The sequence below is a fragment of the Ensifer sp. CCNWLY38 genome, from assembly GCF_037120565.1.
Classification (GTDB): Bacteria; Pseudomonadota; Alphaproteobacteria; order Rhizobiales; family Rhizobiaceae; genus Ensifer; species Ensifer adhaerens_H.
Window position 1 is genome coordinate 1 of record NZ_JBBBBO010000013.1, and the last position, 23,429, is coordinate 23,429.

General features: G+C 63.3%; 25 protein-coding genes. 11 read left to right on the top strand and 14 right to left on the bottom strand.

Features of this window, described 5'->3' with window-relative positions:
• Nucleotides 1-263: 263 nt before the first annotated feature.
• Nucleotides 264-515: a transcription initiation protein gene (locus V7S54_RS25090; protein ID WP_336409075.1), complete on the bottom strand. Its 252-nt coding sequence runs from the start codon at nucleotides 513-515 to the stop codon at nucleotides 264-266.
• Nucleotides 516-645: 130 nt separating this feature from the next.
• On the opposite strand from V7S54_RS25090, the gene V7S54_RS25095 reads away from it, so the two are divergent.
• The 4 genes from V7S54_RS25095 to chrA all read left to right on the top strand — a co-directional run bounded on the left by V7S54_RS25095 (nucleotide 646) and on the right by chrA (nucleotide 4,297).
• On the top strand, nucleotides 646-912 hold the full coding sequence (locus V7S54_RS25095; RefSeq protein WP_057248480.1) for a hypothetical protein: 267 nt from the start codon (nucleotides 646-648) through the stop codon (nucleotides 910-912).
• A 196-nt stretch (nucleotides 913-1,108) separates the two neighbouring features.
• Entirely contained in the window at nucleotides 1,109-1,864 is a 756-nt protein-coding gene (locus tag V7S54_RS25100; RefSeq protein WP_065374840.1) for an alpha/beta hydrolase, read from the top strand.
• 203 nt (nucleotides 1,865-2,067) lie between these two features.
• The gene (locus V7S54_RS25105; protein WP_336409074.1) at nucleotides 2,068-2,889 is read left to right on the top strand and encodes a sulfurtransferase/chromate resistance protein; all 822 of its coding nucleotides are present in this window, start codon (nucleotides 2,068-2,070) and stop codon (nucleotides 2,887-2,889) included.
• A 1-nt stretch (nucleotide 2,890) separates the two neighbouring features.
• The gene (gene chrA / locus V7S54_RS25110; RefSeq protein WP_336409073.1) at nucleotides 2,891-4,297 is read left to right on the top strand and encodes a chromate efflux transporter; all 1,407 of its coding nucleotides are present in this window, start codon (nucleotides 2,891-2,893) and stop codon (nucleotides 4,295-4,297) included.
• 15 nt (nucleotides 4,298-4,312) lie between these two features.
• On the opposite strand, the gene V7S54_RS25115 is transcribed toward chrA, so the two are convergent.
• Entirely contained in the window at nucleotides 4,313-4,507 is a 195-nt protein-coding gene (locus V7S54_RS25115) for a hypothetical protein (protein ID WP_058324916.1), read from the bottom strand.
• Nucleotides 4,508-4,749: 242 nt separating this feature from the next.
• On the opposite strand from V7S54_RS25115, the gene V7S54_RS25120 reads away from it, so the two are divergent.
• From V7S54_RS25120 to V7S54_RS25150, 7 genes are all read left to right on the top strand, one after another.
• Entirely contained in the window at nucleotides 4,750-5,277 is a 528-nt protein-coding gene (locus V7S54_RS25120) for an NAD(P)H-dependent flavin oxidoreductase (protein ID WP_336409072.1), read from the top strand.
• Nucleotides 5,258-5,776, top strand: a complete 519-nt coding sequence (locus tag V7S54_RS25125; protein ID WP_336409079.1) for an NAD(P)H-dependent flavin oxidoreductase — start codon at nucleotides 5,258-5,260, stop codon at nucleotides 5,774-5,776. Before V7S54_RS25120 ends, V7S54_RS25125 begins: the two co-directional genes overlap by 20 nt.
• 124 nt (nucleotides 5,777-5,900) lie before the next feature.
• Nucleotides 5,901-6,833 (top strand): LysR family transcriptional regulator, encoded by a 933-nt coding sequence (locus tag V7S54_RS25130; protein ID WP_336409071.1) that lies wholly within the window; start codon nucleotides 5,901-5,903, stop codon nucleotides 6,831-6,833.
• 143 nt (nucleotides 6,834-6,976) lie between these two features.
• Entirely contained in the window at nucleotides 6,977-7,690 is a 714-nt protein-coding gene (locus V7S54_RS25135) for an SDR family NAD(P)-dependent oxidoreductase (RefSeq protein ID WP_336409070.1), read from the top strand.
• 121 nt (nucleotides 7,691-7,811) lie between these two features.
• Complete coding sequence (locus V7S54_RS25140) at nucleotides 7,812-8,051, top strand: tautomerase family protein (RefSeq protein WP_065374836.1); 240 nt, start codon at nucleotides 7,812-7,814, stop codon at nucleotides 8,049-8,051.
• A gap of 240 nt (nucleotides 8,052-8,291) precedes the next feature.
• Nucleotides 8,292-9,032, top strand: a complete 741-nt coding sequence (locus V7S54_RS25145; protein ID WP_058324920.1) for a response regulator — start codon at nucleotides 8,292-8,294, stop codon at nucleotides 9,030-9,032.
• Nucleotides 9,029-10,363, top strand: coding sequence for a sensor histidine kinase (locus tag V7S54_RS25150; RefSeq protein ID WP_336409069.1), 1,335 nt, complete (start codon nucleotides 9,029-9,031; stop codon nucleotides 10,361-10,363). Before V7S54_RS25145 ends, V7S54_RS25150 begins: the two co-directional genes overlap by 4 nt.
• A gap of 141 nt (nucleotides 10,364-10,504) precedes the next feature.
• Here the strand turns inward: V7S54_RS25150 and V7S54_RS25155 are convergent, their stop codons facing one another.
• The 12 genes from V7S54_RS25155 to V7S54_RS25210 all read right to left on the bottom strand — a co-directional run bounded on the left by V7S54_RS25155 (nucleotide 10,505) and on the right by V7S54_RS25210 (nucleotide 23,368).
• The gene (locus V7S54_RS25155; protein ID WP_336409068.1) at nucleotides 10,505-10,921 is read right to left on the bottom strand and encodes an organic hydroperoxide resistance protein; all 417 of its coding nucleotides are present in this window, start codon (nucleotides 10,919-10,921) and stop codon (nucleotides 10,505-10,507) included.
• A gap of 298 nt (nucleotides 10,922-11,219) precedes the next feature.
• Nucleotides 11,220-12,272: an alpha/beta fold hydrolase gene (locus V7S54_RS25160; RefSeq protein WP_065374833.1), complete on the bottom strand. Its 1,053-nt coding sequence runs from the start codon at nucleotides 12,270-12,272 to the stop codon at nucleotides 11,220-11,222.
• A 162-nt stretch (nucleotides 12,273-12,434) separates the two neighbouring features.
• A complete protein-coding gene (locus tag V7S54_RS25165) occupies nucleotides 12,435-13,376 on the bottom strand; it encodes a GlxA family transcriptional regulator (RefSeq protein ID WP_065374832.1) in 942 nt (313 codons plus the stop codon).
• 78 nt (nucleotides 13,377-13,454) lie between these two features.
• Nucleotides 13,455-14,093 carry a VOC family protein gene (locus V7S54_RS25170; protein ID WP_336409067.1) on the bottom strand — a complete coding sequence of 213 codons (639 nt, stop codon included), beginning with the start codon at nucleotides 14,091-14,093 and terminating at the stop codon, nucleotides 13,455-13,457.
• 53 nt (nucleotides 14,094-14,146) lie between these two features.
• Complete coding sequence (locus tag V7S54_RS25175; protein ID WP_336409066.1) at nucleotides 14,147-15,490, bottom strand: epoxide hydrolase family protein; 1,344 nt, start codon at nucleotides 15,488-15,490, stop codon at nucleotides 14,147-14,149.
• 88 nt (nucleotides 15,491-15,578) lie between these two features.
• Entirely contained in the window at nucleotides 15,579-16,379 is an 801-nt protein-coding gene (locus tag V7S54_RS25180; protein ID WP_336409065.1) for an SDR family NAD(P)-dependent oxidoreductase, read from the bottom strand.
• A 371-nt stretch (nucleotides 16,380-16,750) separates the two neighbouring features.
• Nucleotides 16,751-16,966 carry a hypothetical protein gene (locus V7S54_RS25185; protein WP_336409064.1) on the bottom strand — a complete coding sequence of 72 codons (216 nt, stop codon included), beginning with the start codon at nucleotides 16,964-16,966 and terminating at the stop codon, nucleotides 16,751-16,753.
• A gap of 223 nt (nucleotides 16,967-17,189) precedes the next feature.
• Nucleotides 17,190-17,909 (bottom strand): peptide-methionine (S)-S-oxide reductase MsrA, encoded by a 720-nt coding sequence (gene msrA, locus V7S54_RS25190; RefSeq protein ID WP_336409063.1) that lies wholly within the window; start codon nucleotides 17,907-17,909, stop codon nucleotides 17,190-17,192.
• 10 nt (nucleotides 17,910-17,919) lie between these two features.
• On the bottom strand, nucleotides 17,920-19,689 hold the full coding sequence (locus V7S54_RS25195) for a cytochrome c biogenesis protein DipZ (protein WP_336409062.1): 1,770 nt from the start codon (nucleotides 19,687-19,689) through the stop codon (nucleotides 17,920-17,922).
• A 281-nt stretch (nucleotides 19,690-19,970) separates the two neighbouring features.
• Complete coding sequence (locus V7S54_RS25200; protein ID WP_336409061.1) at nucleotides 19,971-21,557, bottom strand: ABC transporter ATP-binding protein; 1,587 nt, start codon at nucleotides 21,555-21,557, stop codon at nucleotides 19,971-19,973.
• Nucleotides 21,554-22,399 (bottom strand): ABC transporter permease, encoded by an 846-nt coding sequence (locus V7S54_RS25205; RefSeq protein ID WP_336409060.1) that lies wholly within the window; start codon nucleotides 22,397-22,399, stop codon nucleotides 21,554-21,556. The genes V7S54_RS25200 and V7S54_RS25205 overlap by 4 nt, the downstream gene beginning before the upstream one ends.
• Nucleotides 22,400-22,408: 9 nt before the next feature.
• Entirely contained in the window at nucleotides 22,409-23,368 is a 960-nt protein-coding gene (locus V7S54_RS25210) for an ABC transporter permease (RefSeq protein ID WP_336409059.1), read from the bottom strand.
• Nucleotides 23,369-23,429: the final 61 nt, after the last annotated feature.

Consider the following 23,429-nt stretch of genomic DNA (forward strand, 5'->3'; position numbering starts at 1 on the left):
CCCGAACGCGCCGCCGCCGGCGACCACAGCCGCATCGCCTTCCGGCCGACAAAGTGGAAACTCTTCCGCGACAACAGAGAGCAGGCTGTAGCCGCCGAGGCAAAGATCGAGAGCCGCGCCATCGAGATACAGGAACCAACATTGGTCGCCCAGGCCTCTTAAGCAGGGGCGACATATCGTCGGACTTAAGGAGTCTCGAGCGGCCAGACCTCGACCACCCCATGAGCCACCGCGCACGGGGTGCGTGACACCATATCGATGGCTCAGGCCAGGTCTGCGGCCTCGATCACCGCGAAGCCGGCCACAGGAAGCGAAGACGACATGAACGGACCGCTTCGCTTCTCGACATGCGCGGCGTTGGCGTTGCGCACCTGAACAGGCGCTCCGGCGATCCCCATCAAGGCTCCTCTTGCACGAAGTTCCGCATCATGCGCGTGCGCCGCATCACGGACGTCCGCCGCTGTGCGGTCGTAGCCTGCACGGTCTCCATATCCAATGGTCACGAATTTAGGCATCAGCAGTATCCTCTCGGTGACGGCACCCTACTTCCGACGGGCTAATTGACAGTCGGGCCGACGGAGCCTTCCGTGAGGGAACGCGGCTGCACAGGAAAAAGTTCGTCCATGCCGCGACAGGGAGAATGCAATGCCGACCATCATCGCCCACCACAAGATCACGAAAAGCGCGGAACACTGGTTGAAATCACCGAAGCGCAAGGAGTTCTTCAGCACGCTCGGCGTGACCAGCATTCGAACCTTCGTCGATCCCCAGGACCAGACCCGGGTGGCCATTCTCATGGATGTCCCCGATCTGGACGCCCTGTCGAAAGCCATGCAGACCCAGGCCGCGGCCGATGCGATGGTCTTTGATGGCGTCGTGCCGGAATCAATCGTGATCCTGGTTGAATCATAGGGCACAGTCCGCCCGTATTCAGCCATTGAGGCCAGACGGAACGCCCCGGGGAGCCGCCCTTCCCGCGGTGCTTCGCTGCGACCTGAGCCGACCCCATACATTGCGGTACAATTGCTGGTGGCGGCCGACATATCCGGGATACCTCGCCGGGCCAGATTGCGATCGTCACCTCAACGGCCCCGAAAGGAACGATCGCATGCGCCGAATCATCCCTACTCTTGCCCTCGCCTTTGCAACGAGCGTGGTTGCTTTCGCCGCCCAGGCTGCGGACATCAAGAATATCGTCATCGTGCACGGCGCCTTCGCCGACGGTTCGGGCTGGCGACAGGCCAGCGATATCCTGGAGCGGCGCGGCTTCAACGTGACGGTCGTGCAGGAACCGCTGACCTCGCTTGCCGCCGACGTCGAGGCGACGAACCGTGTTCTGGACCTGCAGGATGGGCCGACCTTGCTCGTCGGGCACAGCTACGGCGGTATGGTGATCAGCGAAGCCGGACATCACCAGAAGGTCGAAGGATTGGTCTACGTCGCAGCGTTTCAGCCGGACAAGGGCGAGGATTTGGCAACGCTTGCCGGATCGAAGCCGCCGGCGGCAATGAGCATCAAGGAAACCACCGACGGCAAGTATCTCTATCTCGATCCGACAGCGTTTGCTGCTGATTTCGCCGCCGACCTTCCCAAGGCGGAAGCGGCCTTTGCGGCGAAGTCGCAGGTCTTTGCCGCGAAAGAGGTTTTCACCGCCAAGTCCGGCGATCCGGCATGGCGGACGAAGAAAAGCTGGGCGGTCGTGGCGACCGAAGATCGCGCCATCAATCCGGACCTTGAACGAAGCATGGCGAAGCGCGCCGGCAGCCAGGTAAGCGAAATCAAGGCGAGCCACGCCGTCTTTGCCTCGCAAGCGGAAAAGGTTGCCAAGATCATAGAGACCGCAGCCGAGGACGCCGGCAAATAGCCCGAACACGCCGAGCGTCTGCGTCCTGAGTGCGGCGCCCTTCCGCACTCAGGACAGCGGATCGGCGACGTTCTTCCATTCTTGATTGCCGGCTTGACAGTCCGCTCAAAGAGCGGAAAACTTCGCGCATGGGGGTGCGATCACCCCATGAGGCGCCAGCCGAAGCATCGCGTCCACTCAACCGCTCATCCGGAGGACGCGTCATGTCGTCATTTCTCGAAATATCCTCGGAAAAACTCTCTCGCCTCATCGGCACGCCGAACTGTCCCGCACTGATCGATGTCAGGATCGACGAAGATTTCGACGCCGATCCCCGCCTCATCCCAGGTTCGTACAGGCGCGACTACCGCCAGGTTCAGGATTGGATCGACGACGTCGCTAAGGCATCGGCAATCATCATCTGCCAGCAGGGCAAGAAGCTCAGCCATGGCGTTGCCGCCTGGCTTCGCAATGCCGGCATTGCTGCCGACGTGCTCGAAGGCGGTTTCGAGGCTTGGGCGGAAGGCGGCTATCCGGCCGTGCCCGCTTCCGCGATACCCGAACGGGACGCCGGCGGACGGACCGTCTGGGTTACGCGGGCACGACCGAAGATCGACCGCATTGCCTGCCCCTGGCTGATCCGTCGTTTCGTCGATCCGAAGGCTGTCTTCTTGTACGTGGCGCCGTCAGAGGTCGAGATGGTCGGCGAGCGCTTCGGCGCTACGCCCTTCGATATCGATGCTCCGATCCGCTGGAGCCATCGCGGTGAACTCTGCACCTTTGACGTGATGGTCGAGCAGTTCGGCCTTGCAACCGCTCCGCTTCTGCGGCTAGCCACCATCGTGCGCGGGGCCGACACCGCCCGTCCCGAGCTTGCGCCCGAGGCGCCGGGCCTGCTTGCCGCCTCCCTCGGTCTCTCGCGCATGTATGCCGACGACCTGGAGCAACTGGATGCGGGGATGCTGCTCTACGACGCCTTCTATCGCTGGTGCCGGGATGCTACCAACGAGACGCACAACTGGCCCTCGCCCAAGAAGGACCTCTGAGATGACCGATATTGCTGACAAGGCCGCGCCCGAAGTGGCGCGGCAACGGCAAAGCCACGGCATCCCGTTTGGCGAAGCCGTCCGGGTTTGGGCACGCATTGCGGCCCTCAGCTTCGGTGGCCCTGCCGGACAGATCGCGGTGATGCATCGCATCCTTGTCGATGAGAAGCGCTGGATCGGCGAGCATCGCTTCCTGCATGCGCTGAACTACTGCATGCTACTGCCCGGACCCGAGGCGCAGCAGCTCGCCGTCTACATCGGCTGGCTCCTGCACCGGACCGCCGGCGGCCTCGTTGCCGGACTTCTCTTTGTGCTTCCGGGTTTCCTGGCGATCCTCGGTCTGAGCTACATCTACGCCGCCTTCGGCAATGTCACCGTCGTCGAAGGGCTGTTCTTCGGCCTGAAGGCCGCCGTGCTCGCGGTGGTCGTCCAGGCTGTCTTCCGCATTGGCGGCCGAGCACTCAAGAACCGAATGATGATCGGCATTGCGGCCGCCGCCTTCGTCGCCATTTTCTTCTTCCGCGTTCCCTTCCCGTTGATCATCCTGGCAGCCGGCGTGCTCGGCTATATCGGCGCTCGCTCCGGTTCGCCGCTCTTTCGCATTGGCGGTGGACACAAGGGCGGCACGGGCCCGGTTCTGAAGGACGAGGACTCCGCGCTCGACGAGGAAATCCCCGCGCATGCGCGCCCCAACCTTGCATGGTCGCTGCGGATTTCCGGCGTGCTGCTTGCGCTGTGGCTCGTGCCCCTGGCGTTGCTCATCATCGTCCTCGGTCGGGACAGCGTCTTCAGCCAGATCGGCCTGTTCTTCAGCCAGATGGCGGTCGTCACCTTCGGCGGCGCCTATGCCGTGCTCGCCTACGTCGCCCAGGAAGCCGTCCAGCACTATGGCTGGCTGAAGCCCGGCGAAATGCTGGACGGCCTCGGCATGGCCGAGACGACGCCGGGGCCGCTGATCATGGTCGTCCAGTTCGTCGGCTTCATGGGCGCCTACCGCGACCCGGGCACGCTCCATCCGATGATGGCGGCGACCTTGGGGGCGATACTGACCACCTGGGTCACCTTCGTCCCGTGTTTCCTATGGATCTTTCTTGGGGCCCCCTTCATTGAGCGGCTGCGGAACAATATCGCGCTCACGGGCGCCATGTCGGCGATCACCGCCGCCGTTGTAGGAGTTATTCTCAACCTTGCCGTCTGGTTCGGGCTGCACACCTTGTTTGGAGAGCTCGTGAGCGGGCAATTCGGGCCGTCCGCGCTCGACATACCGGTGCTAGGGTCGCTGGTACTGCCGTCGCTCCTGCTGACGCTTGCCGCCGGCGTGGCGATCTTCCGCTTCAACGCCTCGGTGATCACGACGCTGTTTGCCTGCGCGCTTGCAGGCATGGCCTGGACGCTGGCAACGAACTGATTGCGAAAGCCGCGCCTAGTCGTCGTAGACCGATTGCGGGAGGTGGAATCCCTCCGGCAATTGCGATCCATAGAAGCGTTCCTCCGGTGGCGGCGGCGGAGGTTCGCGATGCTTCACCGCGCAGGCGGCAAGCACGGCCTTGAGCTGCACTGGCCGATAGTGTTCGACAAGGCTAGGAGATGGGTCTTGCTTGTCCGTCGGTCGCGACATCAGGGTCCTCATGGGCAACTCTCGTCACGGAGCGACTGTGCCAGCCAATCGATCTCGCCGCAACTGCTCGGCGGCATGATCGCCGTCCAACAGTGCGACCATTGTACAGTTGACCTCTGGCCGCTCCGGGTCTCCTTTATGGTGCGGCATATTCGGGCGATCAATGCGACCGCTCGTCGACCTTCACCTCAGCCCGCACGCCGCCGGCACGCAAGAACGCACCTTCATTGAGGGAATCGAATATGCAGGATCCCCTGGCGAGACTCGGCCTGAAGCACCCGTTGATCGTCGCGTCGATGGCCGGCGGCCCCTCGTCGCCGGAGCTCGTCATCGCGTCTTCGGCAGCCGGAGCGCTGGGGTCGATCGGTGCAGTCTATTCGAGCCCGGCGGCCATCACCGAGTTCGTCGACAAGGTTCGTGCGGGCACCGACCGTCCTTTTGCGATCAACCTCTTCATCCAGCACCCGCAGCCGCAGATCGACGCGGCGACGGTCGAGCGGGCCGTGGCGGCGACGGCGAAGCACCGTGCGGAACTTGATCTGCCGGCGCCGCAATTCGCCGCACCCTATGAAGAGGATTTCGATCAGCAGTTCGAGGCCGTGCTGAAGGCGAAGCCGGCAGTCCTTAGTTTCGTCTTCGGCGTGCTGCCTGCCGAGTACATGCGGACCGCGCGCAAGTCGGGGATGCTGATCATCGGCACGGCGACGACACGGAGGAAGCAGAGGCGCTCGAGAAAGCGGCGTCGATGCGATCACGCTCCAGGGCTTTGAGGCTGGCGGGCACCGCGGCATATTTGATCCCGAGGCCGCGGACAGTGAAATCGGCCTTCGGGATCTGCTGACCCGAACCCTCCCGAAGGCGAAGGTGCCACTGATCGCGGCAGGCGGCATTATGACGGCCGTGGATATCCGGTCGGCCCTCGCCATGGGCGCCAGCGCGGTGCAGATGGGAACGGCGTTCCTCGCGACCGCCGAAGCAGGAACCTCGGCAGCCTATCGCGCCGCACTCCAGGGCACGGAACGCGCAACGCGGACAACGCGCGCCTTCTCCGGCCGGTTTGCCCGTGGCATCGAGAACCGCTTCATGAACGAGCTGGACGCCGTCGCGGTCATGCCCTTCCCGGCCCAGAACAAGTTCACGCGCGATATCAGAGGCGCGTCCGCAGCAAAAGGCTCGGCGGACTTCCTCTCCCTTTGGGCGGGAACCGGCAAGGGAGAGCTTTGGCAGGGCTCGGCGGCCGAACTGATCGAGAAGCTGTTTGCCGATTGATCGCCCCGCTGCCCGAATTGTGCCCCGACACCGCTGACGAGAGGAGGGAGGGGGCCTCTTTACTTCTGCCCAGTTGCGGGTGAATTCTTGCCGATTGGTAATGATCATCGCGAAAGTCGGCAGAATGGATCGTATCGACGCAATGAAGGTCTTCGTGACCGCGGTCGATGAAGGCAGCCTTGCGGCCGCAGCCCGGCGGCTGAAGCGATCGCCGACGGCGGTCAGCCGCGCCCTGAACTTGCTTGAAGCCCATGTCGGGGTCGAACTGCTCCATCGAACGACGCGATCGTTGAAGCTCAGCGAAGCCGGCCAGCGCTATGCGGCTGCCTGCCGGCGGGTGCTGATCGATCTCGAAGAGGCCGACATGCTCGCAGGTGGCGAACGTGCGGCCCCTCGCGGCACGCTGACGATCTCCGCGCCACCGATCGTTGGCGAAGAGGTGCTGCGTCCGATCCTCGACGACTTCCTCAACCTCTACGCTTCGGTTTCGGCCCGGCTCCTCCTGCTCGATCGCTTCGTAAACCTTGTCGATGAGGGTGTCGATATCGCGCTCCGCATCGGCCATCTCGCCGACTCTTCGCTGATTTCGACACGAATCGGTGGCGATGTCCGGCGTGTCGTCGTCGGCTCGCCTCGTTATCTCGCCAACCACCCGCGGATTGACGAGCCGGCCGATCTCGCCAAACACCAGATCGTCGCCTTTACCAACTTCGGCCTCGATTCCTGGACATTCACGCCAGCCGAGGGCTCGTTGATCCCTCGCACGGTGCAGTTCACACCGCGCTGCATCGTCAACAGTGTGCGTGCCGCGACCGACTCCGCCGCCGCGGGTACCGGCCTGACCCGGCTCTACTCCTATCATGTCGCGCGCTACGTCAGCGATGGGCGGTTGAAAATCGTGCTGGCTGATGCCGAGCATCCCCCGATGCCGGTTCATCTTCTTGCACCGCAGGGCCGCATGTCGGTTCCGAAGGTTCGCGCCTTTGCTGATTTTGCGCTGCCACGTCTGCGGACCGAGTTCGCACGCATGGCAACGGAAGCTGGCACGCTCGGCTGATTATGCCAATTATCGGTTGACTGACTGCCGAACGGCGCCAATTCTCCCAATCATCGGATGGGTCTAAATCTGATTGCACCAACGCCGAGGGCGGAGGACGGGCCACGCCAAGCGCCCGTTGCAATCGAAAAGGGACCACATCCATGAGCAACGAACAGAAGGTCGCCATCATCACCGGTGCATCGCAGGGTATCGGCGCCGCCCTGGTTCAGGCCTACCGCGATCGCAACTATCGCGTCATCGCCACGTCCCGCTCCATTCAGGAAAGTTCGGACGCTGGCATCCTCAGTGTCGCCGGCGATATCAGCAAGCCTGAGACCGCCGAGCGGGTCGTTCGCCAGGGCCTGGAACGGTTCGGCCGTATCGATACGCTGGTCAACAATGCCGGCGTCTTCACCGCCAAGCCGTTCACCGAGTTCACTCAGGAAGACTATGATCTGAACATGGGTGTCAACGTTGCCGGCTTCTTCCACATTACCCAGCACGCGGCCCGCGAGATGCTGAAGCAGGGCTCCGGCCACATCGTCAGCATCACGACCAGCCTCGTGAACCAGCCGATTGCCGGCGTCCCGGCGGCCCTGGCGTCTATCACGAAGGGTGGTTTGAATTCCGTGACCCAGGCGCTCGCCATTGAATTTGCCAAGACCGGCGTTCGCGTCAATGCCGTCTCGCCGGGCATCATCAAGACCCCGATGCATGCGCCGGAAACGCATGCGGCGCTCTCGACGCTGCATCCCGTGGGCCGGATGGGCGAGATCCGCGATATCGTCGACGCCGTCCTCTACCTGGAGAATGCCGGCTTCGTCACCGGTGAGATCCTTCGCGTCGACGGTGGGCAAAACGCCGGGCGCTGGTAACAGCGCAGGTATGTCCGGGAGCGACCGTTTCCCAATCCTGGCCGCTCCTCCCCTCCCCGTCCATTGCAGATGCGGCACCTTGATTGAGCCGCCAACATCCAGATCTGAAGAGGAGAAGGCAATGCCGATCGTTACAGTACAGGTGACCCGCGAAGGCACCACTCCAGACCGCAAGGCGGTCACGGCCGAGGAAAAGGCCGAAATCATCATGGGCGTGAGCCAGGTCCTGCTCGACGTGCTCAACAAGCCGCTGGAATCGACCTACGTGGTCATCGAGGAAGTCGAGCTCGACAACTGGGGTTGGGGCGGCCTGCCGACCGCGCAATACCGCGCCCAACGGGCAGCTCAGGCAAAAGCCTGACATCGCCGGTCAGACGTTCTTGCAACCCGCCGCTCGACAACAAGCGGCGGGTTTCGTTTGCGAAATTGTGTCGAAATGTATCCGGAGGTGCTTGCATTACTTTCGCATGCAAGTCTGGATATCGCGAACACACCGAGGACATATCCTGGACGCCAATGAAACTGAGCGGATGTTCCCCGGCCCTGACCGGGTGATGCCGCAAGGATGCGAAGACCAAACCGGATTTGAGGAGTTTGCTCGATGGAGCATATCGACCATGTACTGATTGTCGATGACGACCGTGAGATCCGGGAACTCGTGTCTGGTTACCTCAAGAAGAACGGGCTGCGCGCAACGGCCGTCGCCGATGGGCGACAGATGCGCAGCTTCCTCGAGGGAGATACCGTCGATCTCATCGTACTCGATGTGATGATGCCGGGCGACGACGGGCTCGTGCTCAGCCGCGAGCTGCGCGCCGGCAAACACAAGGCGATCCCGATCATTATGCTGACGGCCCGCAGCGACGAGATGGACCGGATCCTCGGCCTCGAGATGGGTGCCGACGACTATCTCTCCAAGCCGTTCTCCGCGCGCGAACTGCTCGCACGTATCAAGGCGGTGCTCAGGCGCGCGCGCATGCTGCCGCCGAACCTGCAGATCTCGGAGGCCGGACAGCTGCTGCGCTTCGGCCAGTGGAAACTCGACACGACCGCCCGTCACCTGATCGATGCTGACGGCACGGTGATTGCACTCAGCGGCGCCGAGTATCGGCTGCTGAAGGTGTTCATCGACCACCCCCAGCGGGTGCTCAATCGCGACCAGTTGCTCAATCTCACCCAGGGTCGTGAGGCCGAGCTCTTCGACCGATCCATCGATCTGCTCGTCAGCCGGGTTCGCCAGCGGCTCGGCGATGATGCCCGTGAACCGACCTACATCAAGACGGTGCGCAGCGAAGGCTATGTCTTCTCGGTCCCGATTGAGATCGTGGAGGCGCGCGAATGACGGCAAGCGCAGACCCAAAAGGATTTCGACTATGGCCGCGCACGCTCAGGGCGCGGCTCTTCGTTATCCTGCTGGCCGGTCTCACCATCGCGCATGTCATGTCGTTCACCGTTCTGTTCCTCGAGCGCTACATGGCCGCCAGATCGGTCATGTTCGATACGCTCGAAAACGAAATCGCAACGTCGATCGCCATACTCGATCGCCTGCCCGCGCCCGAGCGTCCCTCGTGGCTCGCTCGCCTCGACCGCGACAATTATGGCTTCCTTCTCGGCCCCGGCATTGCGGGCAATCCGTCGCTCGACCCGGCCGCCAGCGAGATCGCGACCAAGATCGAGCGGGCGACTGGCCTTCAATTTCCGGTCAAGGTCGAAACGATCCCGGGCGACCGCCGCCACCTTCAGGCGCATCTGACGCTGAGCGACGGCTCACCGCTGACGATCGACGTCTTTCCCAAGGGTGTCATGCCCTTGGCCGACTGGCTGCCCTTCGTGCTCGTGGCCCAACTCGCGCTGCTCCTCCTGTGCAGTTGGTTCGCCATGCGTCAGGCGGTGCGCCCGCTCGTCAATCTCGCGGCGGCTGCCGATACACTCGACCCGAACCGGAACACGCCGCGCCTCAGTGAAACCGGGCCCACCGAGGTCGCCTATGCGGCAACCGCGTTCAATGCCATGCGTGACCGCATCGCCCAGTATCTCGAAGAGCGGGTCCAGATTCTCGCCGCCATTTCCCACGATCTGCAGACGCCGATCACACGCATGAAGCTGCGCGCCGAAATGGCGGATGATTTCGCCGACCGGGAAAAGCTGATCCAGGATCTCGGCCAGATCGAAAGCCTGGTCAAGGAAGGCGTCGCCTATGCACGCAGCGCCCATGGCAATGTCGAAAAGGCGACGCGCATCGATCTTGCGTCCTTCGTCGAAAGCCTTGTTTATGACTATCAGGACACCGGCAAGGCGGTTGCCGCCAGCGATGTCGATAGCGGCGCGATCGTCACCCGGCCCCAGGCGCTCAGACGCATCCTTACCAACCTGGTCGACAACGCACTCAAGTTTGGTGGTAGTGCCGAGATCGAGGTCAGGCGGCTGGCGGACGACACGGTGACAATCAAGGTCCTCGACCGCGGGCCTGGCATACCCGATGATCAGCTGGATGCCGTACTCAAACCCTTCGTCCGGCTGGAGGACTCCCGCAACCGCGATACCGGCGGAACCGGCCTCGGACTTGCCATCGCCCAGCAGCTCGCGGCCTCCATCAACGCCTCGCTGACGCTGACGAACCGCGACGGCGGTGGCTTGGTTGCAGAGCTTGCCATTCGTCATCATGGGGCATGAGGCACAGCAAGGCGCGGCACTTCACACGCCTCCAACTTTTCCACTTCGAAACAGCCAACCCTCCAATCAAAAAGCGGCGGCCGCATCGGCCGCCGCTTCCATTGGATCATGTTGCAGGATGCTGCAGCAACCGGAGCTCCATCAGACGAGATTGATCGTCACGTCGATGTTGCCACGCGTCGCCTTGGAATAGGGGCAGGTCTGGTGCGCGGCATCCACCAATTGACGCGCCACATCCGCGTCGACCCCAGGCAGGCTGACATTGAGCCGAGCCTGGAGGAAATAGCCGCCGTCGCGGTTGCGCAGATCCACTTCGGTATCGACGGCGAGGTCTGCAGGGAGTGCGACCTTCATCTGGCCAGCCGCCAGTCCGATTGCGCCGATGAAGCAGGCCGACCAGCCGGCGGCGAAAAGCTGCTCCGGGTTCGTGCCCGGCCGCGAACTGCCGGGTGTAGAGAGCTTGACATCCAGACGCCCGTCGTCGCTCCGGGAGGCGCCGTCGCGGCCGCCGGTCGTGTGGGTCTTGCCGGTGTAGAGTACCTTTTCAGCTTCGCTCATCGTGTTCTTCCTTTCGACAGGTGTTCCTTTCGGGCCCGATTGCCCTGTGCGACTGTCGAGACACAGATGGCGCTTCGCAGGTGTATGGGATGTTTCATCGAGAAGCGGAAATGTGTGCAAGTCTGCCAAGGGCCGGAACGGATACACGCTGATACGAAGGCGGCCATCTCGGTGTGCGGGCGTGCGCGCTAGTGAGGACCAAGTGCGCCGGGCACGTTGCCAACACGAGTCGGCGCACAAAAAAACGCGGGACCGGCGAACCGGACCCCGCGCCTCCACGCAATCTGCTAGAGAAAAACTAGAAACGGTCGACGTCGACAATCGCCTTGGCGAAGGCGGACGGCGCCTCCTGCGGCAGGTTGTGGCCGATGCCGCCGGTGATCAGCCGATGCTCGTACTTGCCGGAGAAGCGCTTGGCATAGGCCGATGGATCCGGATGCGGGGCGCCGTTGGCATCGCCCTCCAGCGTGATGGTCGGGACAGTAATGGTCGGGAACGCAGCGAGTTGCTTCTCGAGACCGTCATACTTCGCCTCGCCCTCAGCGAGGCTGAGGCGCCAGCGGTAATTGTGGATCGAGATGTCGACATGGTCGGGGTTTTCGAGTGCCTCGGCACTCTTATCGAAGGTGGCATCGTCGAAATTCCACTTGGGCGAAGCAAGCTTCCAGATCAGCCGGGCGAACTCCTTGTGGTTCTGCTTGTAGCCGGCATACCCACGCTCGGTGGCAAAGTAGAACTGGTACCACCAGGCAAGTTCGGCCTGCGGTGACAGCGGCTTTCTGTTCACCTCCTGGCTGCCGATGAGGTAACCGCTGACAGAGACCATCGCCTTGCAGCGCTCGGGCCAGAGCGCGGCGATGATGTTGGCGGTTCGCGCACCCCAGTCGCAGCCGCCGATGACCGCCTTTTCGATCTTGAGCGCGTCCATCAGGGCAATGATGTCCGTGGCGATCACCGCCTGTTGGCCGTTCCGAGGTGTGTCGGCAGAGAGAAACCGGGTCGTGCCGTAGCCGCGCAGATAGGGAACGATGACACGGTAGCCGGCATCTGCCAGCAGCGGCGCCACGTCCACATAGGTGTGGATGTCATAGGGCCAGCCGTGCAGGAGGATCACGACCGGCGCGTCGCGCGCGCCAAGTTCGGCGTAGCCGACGTTCAGGACGCCGGCATCGATCTGCTTGAGGGTCGTGAAGGATTTGTTCGTCCCGGGGGTGACGGCAGGCAGGCGCGGCGCCTCACTGTTTTGTGCTTGCGCTCTGGCGGCGCCCGCCGAAGCGAATTGCGTCGCGGCCAGCGAAAGCGCGATTGCGCCGATGAAACGACGGCGTGGGTGGTTGATTTCGTCCGACACTGATTGCCTCCGGTGAACTGAACTGACATCAGATATGGAGTGCCGGTGTATCCCGGCCGTGTGCTCTGCGGCTCCTATTGAAAGCGCATGTAGAAACGGCAGGCGGCGGATACACGGCGATACAATTCTCCCGAGGCGCGACCAATCGCAGTGCCGTCAGGTTCAGGCAATGCCTTCGCGCGCATTGCGCCGGATCGTCTGTGGCGGTTGCCCAAGTGTGCGCAGGAACGCGCGGCGCATGCGATCGCTGTCGGCAAAGCCGGTCTCCTCCGCGATCACATCCATGGAGTGACGCCCCTGCTCCATCAAAAGGCGCGCCGCTTCCACGCGGAGATGTTCGACCGCCTTGGCCGGCGACTGGCCGGTCTCGGAGCGGAAGGCGCGGCTGAACTGCCGCGCACTGAGGCCCGCGGCGTCCGCCAGTTCCTCGACCGACAAGACGTTGCGCAGGTTCGCCTTGGCGTAGTTGACCGACTTCTGGATGCGGTCCGACTTCGGATCGAGCTCGAGCAAGGCGGAGAACTGCGACTGACCGCCGGCACGCCGGTGATAGACGACGAGCTTGCGCGCCACCTGTCGGGCGACATCTTCGCCATGGTCCTTCTCGATCATCGCCAGCGCCAGGTCGATGCTGGCCGTCATGCCCGCAGAGGTCCACACGCTGCCGTCGACGATGAAGATGCGATCCTCCTCGACCCGCACCTCTGGGAAACGCTCCCGCAGCTGACGCGCAAACACCCAATGGGTCGTGGCGCGACGCCCGTCGAGCAGTCCGGACTCGGCCAGGATGAAGGCACCGGTGCAAGGGGCGGCCACCCGCCGCGAGGCCTTGAGCGCGTGGCGCGCGAAGGCGACCAGCCCGGGTGTTACCGGTTCGATCTCGGTGCCAGCTCCGAACATGACGGTATCAAAGGCGGTGTTGTCGAAGGCCTTCGTCAGCACGCCGAAGCCAGCGGACGACTTGATCTCGCCGCCGGCCTCGGACAGCAATTCGATCTCGTAGGCCTGTTCCCCGAGCGTCAGATTAGCGACCTCGAAGGCGGTGACCGCCGCGAACCCCATGAGCTGAAACCTCGGGAAGACAACGTACCCGATCCTGTGCATGCCATACCGCTCCGTCCGGAATGATCGCTTATAGCAGATTTACGCCATGAAGGGAACGCGGCGGTCATAGGTTCTACTTCATTCGGGCAACGGCTTCCCGGCATGCTCCGCGACCATGTGCGCGGCATACCAATCCGGCCAGTTGTGATCGTGTTGACCGCCGTTGCGCTTCTCGTGCTCGCCGTGCGCGGCTGCCGCGCGACGCAGTGCCGCCGCAAGATCGGCAACCGAAGCGAAGTCCGTGACATCCGCATCCACGCGGCCGGGCAGACGCTCGGTCACCTCCTGCAGCAGCCAGCCGTTACCATCGGGGTCGCTAAAGGTCGCGTAGGAACGGTAGCTGCGGCCTCCGGGGTCACGGCCGCTGATGGGCGGCTTTCCGGGACCTTCGCGGTGGAAGACTTCGCTGACCTCAGCGCCGCGTTCGACGAGCTCAGCCCGCGCGGCTTCGATATCCGAGACGACGAGATAGAGCCCGCCTGCCGAACCGGGAGTGGCTGGGGTCAACCCCGTGCCGAAGTGGATCGACGCCGGCGAGCCGGGCGGCGTGAACTGGACGACCCGAAACGTATCGCCGACCGGAAAGTCGGCATCGAGCCGCCAACCAAGGCGGCCGTAGAAATCCTTGGCGCGATCGACGTCCGAGACCGGGATGACGGCGACCTCTAACTTCAGATCGACCGATGGCGCTCTGTTGTCGCTACCTGCACCTGTCATGACACTTCTCCTTTGTTGCGACGGTGGGGCGCGCTTTCGCACGCCCTTTTCTGTCAGCTCGGCTGACGCAGTGACTTGAAGGAAGCTCTCAATTCATCGACCAGGGCTTCCGGCTGTTCCCAGGCTGCAAAGTGTCCGCCCTTGGCGAGGCGATTATAATGGATAAGCCTCGGGAACGCCTTCTCCGCCCAGGACTTCGGCGCCTGATAGAGCTCGTCGGGGAAGGCGCTGACGGCCACAGGAATCTGAATGCCCTTCGGCTGGAAGAAAGCGAGCTTGTTCTCCCAATAGAGACGCGCCGACGACACGGCGGTATTGGTCAGCCAGTAGAGCGTGATGTTGTCGAGCACGTCATCACGGCTCAGGCCCTCCGACTGACCATCGAAGACGCGGGCGATCAGTTCGTAGCTGCGGGCGTCATGGTCCAGCATCCAGCTGGCCAGCCCGATCGGCGAGTCCTCGATGCCATAGAGCGTCTGCGGACGCTTGCTCATCTCCTGCGCATAGGACAGCCCGTTCCGGTAGAAGAAGTCGAGCTGGTCATAGGCGCGGCGCTCGTCCGCGGAAAGGTTCGATGGCGCCGGAGCGCCGGCGTCCAGGCTCTTCTGGATCTCGGCCGGAACCGTCGCCGGCATGTTGGTGTGAATGCCGAGCAAGCCTGCCGGTTGCTGCAGCGCCATCTGCTCCGTGACGGCGTCGCCCCAGTCGCCGCCCTGCGCCACATAGTGGGTATAGCCGAGACGTTGCATCAACACCGTCCAGGCTCGGGCGATGCGCACCGGATCCCAACCGCGTTCATTGGGCTTGCCGGAGAAGCCGTAGCCCGGCAGCGAGGGAATGACCACGTCGAAGGCATCGGCGTCGTTGCCGCCGTGGACCGTCGGGTTCGTCAGAGGATCGATGATCTTCAACTGCTCGATGATCGAGCCCGGCCAACCGTGGGTGACGATAAGAGGCATCGCGTTTTTGTGCTTCGACCGCACGTGAATGAAATGGATGTCGACGCCGTCGATGGTGGTGACGAACTGCGGCAGGTCGTTGAGCTTCTTCTCCACCTTCCGCCAATCGTACTTGGTCGCCCAATAGTCGGCGAGCTTCTGCATGGTGGCGAGCTGCACGCCCTGGGTGCCGTCCGCCACCAATTCGCGGTCCGGCCACTTGGTCGCCGTGATGCGCTGCTTGAGGTCGGCAAGCGCCGCATCGCTGGCATGGAACTGGAAGGGCCGAATGGATTCGTCGGCCGCGGGCTTTGCAGCGGCCGCGATCTGAGCACCGCCCGCCGAGGAGGCACCTGCGGCTTGGGCGGCGAGCGGAGGAAGCAGGATCGCGATCGCTCCGGACAGCGCGAAGGCGGCCAAGCGACTGCTCTTTGCAGTTGGCAAATAGCGTCTGGACATCATCATTCTCCTGGTTCGAGTGTTGAGGCGATGCCAGAGGCATCGCCGAGCAATTCCGGGATGGGAGGAGCCCGGAGGCAGATCGGGGCTATCCCCCGATGTTGTAACGGGCGGCGGGTGCGCTCCTGGAAAGGTTCGGCATGAGTTTTTGCCGGGCAGCCTCATAGGCCGCCCAATCAGCGGCATTCGGCAACGCCGGGATGGTGATCACTTCGCCCTGGTCGAGACCGGCAAGGGCGGCATCAACCATGTCTTCGGCCCGCATGACGATCTCGCTTGGAACATGTTCGAGCGGCGTGCCGGCAATGCCCCAGAAGTCGGTCGCCGTCGCCCCCGGCAGCACCGCCTGGATGCGGATGTTCTTGTCGGCAAGTTCCTTCTGCAGCGACAGGGTGAACGCCAAAACGAAGGCCTTCGTGCCACCGTAGACGCCGTTCAGGAGTTCGGGCGCAACGCCGACGATCGAGGCGATGTTGATGATCGTGCCGGCACCGCGCGCGGCAAATCCGGGCGCGGCCGCATAGGTCAGCCGCGTCAGCGCGCTGACGTTGAGCGTGATCATATCCTCCATCTTGTCGACATCGGAGGAGAGCAGCGGTGCCGTGGCACCAACACCCGCATTGTTGATCAGCACCGTGATGCTCGCATCGTTCCGGAGGATCTTCTCGACCCGCCTGACATCGTCCTTGTTGCCGAGGTCAGCAGCGACGACCTCGATGGCGCGCCCGGTCTCGTCCGCCAGCCGGCTGGCGAGACCATTCAAACGCTCACGGTTGCGGGCAACGAGGATCAGGTCGAAGCCGCGGCGCGCCAGACGATCGGCATAGATTGCGCCGATACCGGAGGACGCGCCGGTGATAAGTGCCGTACCTTTGGAATTCCTGCTCATTTCAAGCTCCTTTGCCTTGGTTGGAGCCTCGATGGTAAGACGAAACGCCTATGTCTCAAATGTCGTAATTCCTGCAATTTAAGACATAGGCATGGCCACCGACTGCTGCGCCGTGTGGGTGGGATGCGAACCAAACTTCGCCGTGACCATGCGGGAGCGGTGTATCCGAGATGTGTTCTGGAGCGGCGTCAGTGTATCTCAATGTTTGAACGGCCGAGCACGACGGCAGACCGATACGAAATGATCTGGGATTCTGCGGCCGCACCGCGGAGGTCAGCAAAAGAAGACGGGGCCGACGCAGCGTCGACCCCGCTCTAGAACCTTCATGCGCCTATCAATGGTTCGCGCCGCCAGTTTTCGCGGTGCGGTGATCAATCGAAGAGCGGATTGGCAAACTCCTCGTGCGGAGCCTCCGGTAGCAATCTTCCGTCCTCAATCGCGGCCGGCTGCGGCCGCGCCGCGACCGTTGCGCTCGCCGAGCTGGTGACGAGCGCCGCAAGAAGCGAGGGCTCTCCCGGGCCGCTGTCCCAGGCGCATGGCGCCGCCGCGATGACGACTATGGCGAAAACTGTTGCGAAAATACGCATGATGGCTCCTTCCGTTGATCATGGCGGCAGCGACTCGTCCCGTCACCACGGGCCCAAGTCTTGCTCACCGCCAGAGTGTCCTTTGGCCGTATCGCGAATGTGTGCGGGCGGCCGCAAAACTGTATTCTTGTGTAGAAGGCCGACCTGGCACGGCCCCTTGCAAGATCCATTCGAAACGTCACGGGTCTGCTCGTGCTCGCGATCCGCGCAAGCTCACGATCGGCTACGACGCGCTGTCTGCGACAAGCACCGGCTTCTCGCGATAGAAGTCTGGGAACAGGCGCTGCAGCGCTCCGATCTTCGGTTGTTCGTAGATGACCACATAGGGCTGGCCTGGATTGTTGTAGACGTAATTCTGGTGATAGGCCTTGCCGGGTTCGATGGTCGTCACAAGCGGCCGGGCAAAGACGTCCGCCGCGTTCAGTTGCGCGATGTAGTCGGAAGCGACCTTCGCCTGCCCTTCATTGCGCGGGAAGATCGCCGATCGATACTGCGGGCCGCTGTCCGGCCCCTGTCTGCCGAGCTGCGTCGGATCATGCGCAACCGAGAAATAGATCTCGAGAAGCTGCCCATAGCTGATCCGCCTGGGATCGAAGGTAATCTCCACCGCTTCAGCGTGGCCCGAGGTGCCGGTTTCCGTCAGCTCGTAGGTCGCCGTCTCGGCGCTGCCGCCGGCATAACCGGACCTGACACCCTTGACGCCGGCCACATGCTGAAACACGGCTTGCACACCCCAGAAGCAACCGCCTGCGAGCACCGCCGTCTGGCTTGTCTCGGTTGAAGACACGTCATGGAGCGCCTTGGGAATGGGTTTGGCCTGCTGCGCCGCCGTTTGCTCGTCGAAGGCGAACGTCAGACCGCCGCCAACCACTGCCAGCGCGACGAACAGACGTCGGGTAAAGGCGGGCGAGCGGCGCCCACGCTTCTGTTGTTTGTCGGTCATCTGTGAACTCTCATCCAAAAGTGAAAACGAAGGCTTCTGCGCCGGGTTCGAGAAAGCGGATCTCGAAGGTCCGTTCCCGCGCTGCGCCCGACTGGCGCACCAGCTGATAAAGGCGGGTCTCCGTGACGGTACCCCTGCCCGACGCGTCGATATCCGAGCCACGGTCCGTTGCGGGCGCCGCACCATCCACCGTCACCTGAAACGGGATCGGCCTGCCGCCGGCGCCGGGCCCCAGAACCAAGTGCAGGTCGCGGGCGCGGAACCGGTAAGTGATACCGCCGCCCGCTTCGTTGACACGTGCCTGCTCGGCTCCGACTGTCCAATTGCCGGTAAAGCCCCACTCGTTGAGACGCGGGCCATCCACCGTGTAGCGCTTGGCGCTGTCTGCGGAGACGCCCTCCGGAGATACGAAATTCGCGGCCCTCTCATACCCGACATAGGTCTCGCCCGATCCAAGCCGGGAGAGGTCGGGCGAGGCTTCGGCGCCCTTTGCATCCGGTTTGACGAAGTTGTTTTCGGCCTTCCGCTTTCCCGCGGCCTCCGCCAGCAGATCCTGGATCACCCGCTCGGAACCTTCATAGTCGCCCTCGCCGAAGTGCGTGTAGCGGATCTGCCCTTCGGCATCGATGAAGTAGTGGGCCGGCCAGTAGCTGTTGGAGAACGCGCGCCAGATGGCGAAGTCGTTGTCGATCGCAACCGGATAGGTAATCTTGAAGTCACGCACCGCCTTTTCGACGTTGCCGATTTGCTTTTCAAAGGCAAATTCCGGCGCGTGAACACCAATGACGACCAGGCCCTGATCCCGGTACTTCTCCTCCCAGGCCCGGACATAGGGGATTGTGCGGATGCAGTTGATGCAGGAATAGGTCCAGAAATCGACGAGCACGACCTTGCCGCGGAGTTCCGCCGGCGTCAGGGGCTTGGAGTTCAGCCACTGAACCGCGCCATCGAGCGACGGAAATGTGCCTTCGACCGGAAGATCGCTGCGATAGGCGGTCTGCCGCGTGTCCTTTGCCGCGAGCGCCATGCGGGTGCTCGCCACATCCACCGGAGAGGTATCGCCGCGCAGGCGATCAAGGATCGACTGCTCGAAGCCGGCCGTGCTCGCATAGGAAAGGCGAGCCAGCAGCCCGGTATCGAGGCCGAGCGCGATCGCCGCCACGCCGGCAAGCACTGCGACGCCGAGCCCCTGGCGGATGCGGTCGCCGACACCGAGGAAGCGCTTCATCGCCGTAAACACCCTGCCACCGACAAGGACCGCAAGCGCCAGCGAGGTCGCTGCCCCAGCCGCATAGGCAACAAGCAGCAGTGTCGTCTGTACGTTCGCCCCGTTCAGCGCCGCGCCGGTCAGCACAAGGCCGAGCACCGGACCGGCGCAGGGCGCCCAGAGCAATCCGGTCGCGACACCAAGCAGGATGGCGCCGCCGACGCTGCCCTTCTCCCCGGTCGCCGCCTTTCGCGAAAGACGGTTGCCAAGCGTGACGAACGGACCGGTCACGTAGGTGGCCGCGCGGGTGGAGAGCAGCGTTACGCCGAAAAGCGCCAACAGAGCGATCGCAGCAAAGCGGCCGTACTCGTTCGCCTGTACCGCCCAGTTGCCGCCGAGCGCGGCAAGCGAAGCAATGCCCGCGAAGGTCACGATCTTGGCAAGCAGCATCGGAAGAATACTGGTGGAGAAAGGCTGGCCGGCGCGGGCAAACACGAATGGCAGGACCGGCAGGATACAGGGGCTGACGATCGTCAACACCCCGGCAAGATAGGCTACAACAAACAGGATCATCATCGTCTCTCCGCGCTGGACCGATGCACGGCGTGCAGCGATCGCGATATGCGCGGCAGAGAACCATCGGCACGTATCGCCGATGTTTCCGGCGGGAGCGGATTTGTATCTTACTGCATCAAGTTAAGGGCCCGCGACACCGGCATAGCCCACCGCGCTGATCGACTTCGAGTGCGTTGCGGCCGGGCATAGCGCCTCCCCCGCTCGCGAGCGGCAGCCAACAAAAACAGAAAGGGCCGGGGTGGTCCCGGCCAGACTGTTCGAAGGTTTTCACTTTCAGCTCAGAAGGTGCTGCGGCCGGGAGCCGCTTCAAGCAGCGTCCTCGTATAGGGATGGCTCGGCGTCTGCAGCACCATAGCGGCCGTACCGCGCTCGACGATCTCGCCCTTCTGCATCACCACGATCTCATCGCTGATCTGGGCGGCGACACGAAGATCGTGGGTGATGAAGACGATGGCGAGTTGCAATCGCTCCTGCAGGTCGCGAAGCAGCGCCAGCACCTGCGCCTGCACCGAGACATCCAGCGCCGAGACGCTTTCGTCGGCAATCAGGACATCCGGCTGCATGGCAAGTGCACGGGCAATGCCGATGCGCTGCCGCTGGCCACCGGAGAAGGCGCCGGGCTTGCGCCAATAGGCGCTCTTGTGCAGGCCGACGAGATCAAGCAGCTCCTCCGTCCGCCGCCGCGCTTCGCCCGAACTCGCGCCCGCAAGGCGTGCGGCGCGCGCGATCATCGGGCCGACCCGTCTACGCGGATTGAGCGACCCGAAGGGATCCTGGAAGATCATCTGGATCGTGCGCCGATATTTCTCGAGCTTCTTGCCGGGCAGAGCCAGAATATCGGTGCCCGCGACCTCGACACGCCCGCCCTTTGCCTCAATCAGGCGGATCATCGCCTTGGCAAGCGTCGACTTTCCGCAACCGGATTCTCCGACGATCGAAACGACACGGCCTGGCGCAAGGCTGAGATCGATATCCTTCAGGACGGCAAGCGCGCCATAGGAATGCTGCAGGCCGCGCACGGCAAGCACGGGCTCGGCCGCCGGTGCGGCCGGACGATCGTGCGGATCGAGGCTCGGGACCGCCGCGATCAGCGCCTGGGTGTAGGGATGCTGCGGCGCCGTCAGTACCTGCTTCGCCTCGCCGATCTCGACGATCTCGCCGTGCTTCATCACCGCGACCCGGTCAGCGATATCGGCAACGACCCCGAAATCGTGGGTGATGAAGACGATGCCGTGGCCGTGGACGTCCCTGAGTTCGCCAATCAGTTTGAGCACCTGTGCCTGGGTCGTCACGTCCAGCGCCGTCGTCGGCTCGTCGGCAATCAAAATGCGCGGGCTCATGGCAAGCGCCATGGCGATCACCACGCGCTGGCACTGGCCACCCGAGAGCTGATGCGGATAGGCCTTGAGGATGCGGTCCGGATTAGGCAGCCGCATCGCCTCGACGAGCGCTCGCGCCCGCTTCGCCCTTTCGGCAGCATCGAAGTCCGAATGCAGCAGGAAGACTTCCTCGATCTGCGCCGCGACGGTCATTGCCGGATTGAGCGAAGCCATCGGCTCCTGGAAGATCATCGCGATGTCGCGACCGCGAATGGCCCGAAACGCTTTCTCCGACAGGCGCGTCAGATCCTGGCCTTCGAGCAGCACCTGCCCGCCGGCAAGCCTCAACCCCTCCGGAACCGCGCCCATCAATGCGCTCGACAGCACCGACTTGCCGGAGCCGGACTCGCCGACGACGCAGAGGATTTCGCCCGGCCTGAGGTCAAAGCTGACATCGTTGACCGCAAAGGGACGATCGGCGCCCTTCGGCAAGGTGACGCTCAGGTTTTCAACCTTGAGGATCGGTTTTCTTTCATCCGTCGTCATGCTCGCCGTCCTTGTGCGTCGGAAACTTCCCGCAATCCATCCGCCAGCAGGCTCAGTCCAAGCATCAGCGAGGAGATTGCAAGGCAGGGAAAGATCACTAGATGCGGGAAGGCAATCGCCATGCCGCGGCCTTCGTTGACCATGGTGCCCCAATCCGGCGTCGGCGGCGGCAGGCCGAGACCCAGGAAACCGAGCGTGCCGATGGTAATCGCGGTGTAGCCAAGCCGCAGGCAGAAATCGACGGCGAGAGGACCACTGGCATTGGGCAGGATATCGAAGAGCATGATGCGCCAGGCGCTCTCGCCCTGCGTAATTGCAGCCGAAACATAGTCGCGGCTCGCCACATCGATGGTGATGCCGCGCACGATACGAAAGATCGCCGGCCCACTGCCGAAGGTCACCGCCAGGATGATGTTGAACGGCGAGGAGCCGATCACCACGATGATGACGATGTAGAGCACCAGCACCGGAAAGGAGAGCACGACGTTGGCGAAATAGGAGAGCACGGCATCAAAGCGGCCACGCCAGTAGCCGGCGGCAAGGCCAAGCGTCACGCCGACGAAATAGGCCGTCAACGTCGCGAGCGTCGCAAAGACCACGACGGTGCGGGCGCCATAGATCAGCCGCGAGAGGATGTCGCGACCAAGCATGTCGGTGCCGAGCCAGAAGGTGCCGCCGGCCGGATTGAGCGCGCCAGGTTTTGCGAGCGGGATCAGCGTCTTGATCGGATCATAGGGAGCGAGAACCGGCGCGAGCAGCGCGGTGAGCAGCCAGCCGAGGCTCAGCAGGCCGCCGACGACGGTGATCGGGCTCGAAAGATAGGGAAGCAGAAATTTGCGCATGTCGGTGACCTATTTGCTGCCCATGGCCGCTTCGAGAAGCGAAACGCGGGGATTGAGCCAGCCATATGCGATGTCGGAGAGGATCTGGGTGGCGACCACCACCAGAACGCTGACCATGGCGCAGGCTTCGACGAGGCGGATGTCGCTGTTGAGAGCGGCGTCGTAGAGGAGCGTGCCGAAACCCTTGTAGGCATAAAAGACCTCGACGACGATGACGCCGGAAAGCAGCCACGGCAGTTGCAGCATGATGACGGTGACTGGCGTGATCAGCGCATTTCTGAGCGCATGGCGCCAGACGATCCGCGCCGGGCTCGCCCCCTTCAGACGCGCGGTGCGGATATAATGCGTGCCCATGACTTCCACCATGGAGGCGCGTGTCACGCGCGCCAGGTAGCCCGTCGAATAGAAGGCAAGGACCAGCACGGGCAGTACCATTTCACTCAGCGAGAAGCCCGAGAGCATCGTGCTCGCACCCGGAAGCCAGTTGAGCCAGAAGACGAAGACCGCCGAGAGAAACACGGCCGAAGCGAAATCTGGGATCGATGTGGTGACGATCGATAGCAGCGAAACGGCCCGGTCGATGAGCGAGCCAGGCCGCATGCCGGCGAGAATACCGGCGAGCAGGCCGACCGGAACCATGACCAGCAAAGCCCCGCCGGCGAGAAGGCCGGAAGCGGCCAGTCGGTCGGGAACGAGGTCGATGACCGGCGCCCGGTAATAGGTGGATTCGCCCCAGTTTCCGGTGATGAAGGACCACAGCCAACGGCCATAGCGAATGAAAAACGGATTGTCATAGCCGTTGGCCGTCAGCCAGGCGGCACGCTGAGCGTCCGTCGAGAACTGGCCGAGCACCTTGACGGCAACGTCCTGGACGTTGACCTCAAGCGCCAGGTACACGAGGAAGGACACGGTCAGCATGGCGGCCGCCGCGCCGCCGAGCTTGCGCGCGATAAACAGGATCAGGGTCACTGGGAACCACTCCTTACCGGGTGGGTATAGGGCCGCAGAATCTGCGGCCCCGTGCAAAGAA